This window comes from uncultured Streptococcus sp., from assembly GCF_938036805.1.
Lineage (GTDB): Bacteria > Bacillota > Bacilli > Lactobacillales > Streptococcaceae > Streptococcus.
Genome location: NZ_CALHWC010000207.1, coordinates 1 through 4,080 on the forward strand (window position 1 = coordinate 1; position 4,080 = coordinate 4,080).

Genomic DNA, 4,080 nt, shown 5'->3' on the forward strand with positions numbered 1-4,080 from the left:
CTCAAGTGTTGGTCAGTTTGCTTGTCTCGACTCTGTATTTCTGGATTTCTCCCTTGTCTTATGCAAGTAGCGAGTTGATTGCACGAACCTCTCCAACCATTTGGGATGTCCTCATTGCTATTGCTGGTGGGATTGCTGGTGTGATCGGTTCAAGGAAAAAAGAAGCAAACAATATCGTGCCAGGAGTAGCCATTGCTACAGCTCTGATGCCGCCTATCTGTACTGCTGGCTATGGTTTAGCTAATGGGAATGTACGATTTTTATTGGGGGCTCTCTATCTTTTCTTGATCAACTGTGTCTTTATCATGCTAGCCAACATTGTTGGAACAAGAATTTTGATGAGAAAATCTCCTTTAACTTCATTTAAAGAGCTGAGCATTAAAATGAGAATTGGCTTGATATCTTTGATTGTATTGTTGATTCTTCCAGCTAGCTATTCGGCAGTTACTCTGACAATAGAACAAGCGCGCAAAGAAGGGATCAAACAGTTTGTAGGAAAAGAGTTCGCCAATTATACGGTTATTAATCAAGTCTACAAGTCAAGTAACAATGAATTGGTCTTGACGGTTGTTGGAGATCCGATTTCAGAAGAAGAATTAGAAACACTCCACCAAAAACAAGCCTCTTACGGTATTCAATCTGTTCAATTGAAAGTGAATCAAGTTCAGAACTCGCCAACATTAGATAGTGAAGCGACCAAGGAATTTTATGAAAACATTGACAAGTATATTGATCAAAAACTCTCTGAAAAAGATTCACAAAACGATCTCGTAAAAGAAAATGAAGCAGACAAGGATTGAGGACAATGAACTGAATCGGTTTTTACGCCGTGTTTTTCTTGTATCTTCCTCTTTCTTACTTATAGCAGGTTGTTTTTGCTTGAATAAGAAATAAATTAGAAGTTCTATCATCTAAGAAAAATGATGAACAAAAAATCATTTAACTAATGGTGTGAACTTTTAGTATTTATCAGCTCAATTCGTGTATTTTTAGGATAAAGTTCACACCATTCAGATGAAATTAGTTGGAATTGGATGAAATTTTGAGTTTTGAAAACTTGTAAAAACATTGATATTACAAGCTTTTGAAATTTATTCAAAGAAAAATCTTTCAAACCAGGTCTTAAGAAAGCCCATAAAGCGTCACAATTTAGTAAACGTTAATTCGAAAGAATTACTATACTTACAAAGTGCACCTTTCTCGGTGTTCTTTTTTATATTTCTAGACTAAATTGGTGCAATTGACACAGTTGTTGCGACTTTAGTCGCTTACAAATGTGGCTGCAAACTGACAGAGTCAGTTGCCTCAAAACGTTAATCAACACGATACTATCAACGTTTACAGACATTCAAGAATTTTCTCTTGGATGTCTTTTTTTGACTACTTTAATTTTGCAAATTAGGAATTGCATATAATTATTTGAAAAAATAAAAATAGTTAGTTACAATAAAAGTGTAAAAGCGCTTACTCAATTATTGGGGAGGTTTATATTGTAAGATATCTGTTTTTCTTTCTTAAGATAGGAGGATTTTTAGGAAAGATAAAATCTCAGAATCAGTATATGCAAAGAATCTCAGCATTTCCGCTTCAAGTTTCAGAAAAATGATTAAATGAATTAAGCAATAATTGAAATATTAATAATGGTTTGTTGGAGGTAGTTAAAAATGAGAGAAAAACATAAAGTGACTGGGCAGTTATTTTTGCTCTCAAATTTACCGTTTTGTTGTTTGATTTTGAAAGATATTTCATTAGTCTATGCTAGGTTGCTATTTGTACTTTTCTTGTTTTTTACATTATATTTCTCTTATAAAATAGGCATAAAACATAATGTCTTTAATCGTATTCAGAAACTAGAGTGGAACAAAGTATTTTATTGCTTAGCATTCGCTGTTTTGTTAAGACTCATAGTTCATTTGTATTTAAGCATTTTTGGAGATACCCAAAATGATGCGTTATTACAAATTTTAAAAGATATTATGGGCGTAGAGTTATTCAATTTTTATGCAATTTTCGTAGGACCAGTTTTAGAGGAATTAACTTTTCATGGTGCAATAATGAATTATTGCTATAATATGAGCAGGAAAGGTTTCATCATATCAAATATATTGTTTGGATTAATGCATTGCATGAACGAACCTAGTATTGGAATTTTTATTAGATCGATTTTACTGTATAGTTTGTTAGGCAGTATAATATCTTACATTTATTATAGAACTAAAAGAATAGAATACTCTGTACTAATTCACATATTTAATAATTTTTTGGCTGTAATAGTGTAGTTAAATAGATTTATAATTATGTATTCTAATTATTTTTCTATTTGTAATTTTATGTAAGGTTTTGCTCAATAGACCACTAATAAATATTATTGGAGATAACATAATGTTAGCAGATAAAGAAATGTTCTTCAAAATAGAAAATATCCTCCGTGAGCAAGGAGTGCTTGAAAAATTTGAAGAGGAAAATGGGGAAATAACTGGTCATATGATGATTACGATGACGGAAATACCTCCTGAATTAGGAATTGATAAAGTTAGCGATAATATGCGTGCTTTTTATGCTTCATTTGATTTCTATAATATGATGATTGGGATTGCATGCGATTTAGACACAATGGAACTTATTCCTCAAATGTGGTTCACTCCTCAGACTGATGATGCTGTGGAACCTTCTAGTGAATGGATAGAATTTTTTGTAAAAACTCTATGTGAGAATATATCGGAAGAGGGTTTTGGAGTACCAATGTATAGTTTTTTAAATGACCACAGTGACCTTACAATTGTTCCGACTCAATCATAGCAAAGAGAAATGGGAAAGATTTTGAATAAACATGATCACAGCTTAGCACATGCTTTCCAAGTAAGGCTTGAAAAAGGCCCGAAAAGCGTCACAATTTAGTAAACGTTCATTCAAAAGAATTACAATACTTACAAAGAGCACTTTTTGGGTGTTCTTTTTCTACACCCAAACTAAATCAAAGGTAAACAAAAACCACCCTATCTCCCGCAGTCAAATAGGACTGCAGAAAATAGGGTGGTTTTTGGACGTTAACGATTAGTTATCGTCTTTGTGAAGGATGTTTTTAACGCCTGTGATAGCACCTTCAACAGCGCCTTTTGCGTCTTCAGCGACTTCTTTCACTTTTGAAGCTACTTTTTCAGCAGTTCCTTCTGCTTGAGTTTTTGTATCGCCAGTAAGTTTACCGAAGCCTTCTTTGATAGAACCTTTAGCTTGGTTGAATTTTTCTTCGATTGACATGGAAATTTCCTCCGTTAATTAAGTGTATTATCTAAGTTGGATGCGGTTTGATACTCATTCAAGCGAGATAATAGATACAAGTATAAACTCTTTACGAAGAAAAAGCAAATAACTGCTACGAAATGACAACTAATTTTTAATAGGTCACGACATTAATTTCGCCTTTATTATATTCTGCAATGAAGATATCGGAGACATTTTCAAAGCCTTCTTTTTGTAATTCGGTCATCAACCATTCTTCTGACTTGCCGATAGTTTCTAAGATTTCAAGTTGCACAACTCCATCGGTAATGATTGGATATTTTGGATTTTCATCGCCAATTCTTACGATAATCAATTGACCATTTTGCTCGATGACGGCTCTTTTGACTTCTTTCAGTTGGAAGACTCCTTGGGAACGTAATTTCAGAGCAACGTCTGATGCAGATAGCCCTTTTGAACGGCAGGCTTCAGGATCTAGTTTGCCGTTTTTGATGATAATGGTTGGTTTCCCATCAATCAGATGTTTGATATAGGAAACGTTGGTGTTGAGCCATTTTAAGAGCAAAATCAGAATGGTCCAGATGATTAAGATGACTGCATATTGAAGGATAGTAATGGAGCTATTGTAGATGACCCCGCCGATAATGCCACCGAGAACAAAGTTTTGTACTTGGTCTGTTGCGGAGCTTGGTGCTAAATTCCCTTTACCTGTCACATTGATGACAAAAACGAGGGAAACGAGTCCCAAAGCTAACTTAATTGCAATTGTAATAAAAAAGCTCATTATTTTTCAACCTCCACGAGTTCAACGTCTGATTTGTACAGTTCCATTTTTTCTAA

At 34.0% G+C, this 4,080-nt stretch carries 5 protein-coding genes; 3 read left to right on the forward strand and 2 right to left on the reverse strand.

Going from position 1 to position 4,080, the window contains the following annotated elements; translation table 11 throughout:
* The 3 genes from Q0191_RS09050 to Q0191_RS09060 form a co-directional block, all read left to right on the forward strand.
* Positions 1-800, forward strand: an 800-nt coding sequence (locus Q0191_RS09050; protein WP_297665804.1) for a DUF389 domain-containing protein, incomplete at its 5' end; no start/stop codon positions are given.
* 864 nt (positions 801-1,664) lie between these two features.
* The gene (locus Q0191_RS09055; protein WP_125383433.1) at positions 1,665-2,279 is read left to right on the forward strand and encodes a CPBP family intramembrane glutamic endopeptidase; all 615 of its coding nucleotides are present in this window, start codon (positions 1,665-1,667) and stop codon (positions 2,277-2,279) included.
* A 103-nt stretch (positions 2,280-2,382) separates the two neighbouring features.
* On the forward strand, positions 2,383-2,799 hold the full coding sequence (locus Q0191_RS09060; protein WP_125383434.1) for a hypothetical protein: 417 nt from the start codon (positions 2,383-2,385) through the stop codon (positions 2,797-2,799).
* Positions 2,800-3,054: 255 nt separating this feature from the next.
* On the opposite strand, the gene Q0191_RS09065 is transcribed toward Q0191_RS09060, so the two are convergent.
* On the reverse strand, positions 3,055-3,258 hold the full coding sequence (locus Q0191_RS09065) for a CsbD family protein (protein ID WP_297665809.1): 204 nt from the start codon (positions 3,256-3,258) through the stop codon (positions 3,055-3,057).
* A 136-nt stretch (positions 3,259-3,394) separates the two neighbouring features.
* On the reverse strand, positions 3,395-4,027 hold the full coding sequence (locus Q0191_RS09070; protein WP_297665810.1) for a DUF421 domain-containing protein: 633 nt from the start codon (positions 4,025-4,027) through the stop codon (positions 3,395-3,397).
* Positions 4,028-4,080: the final 53 nt, after the last annotated feature.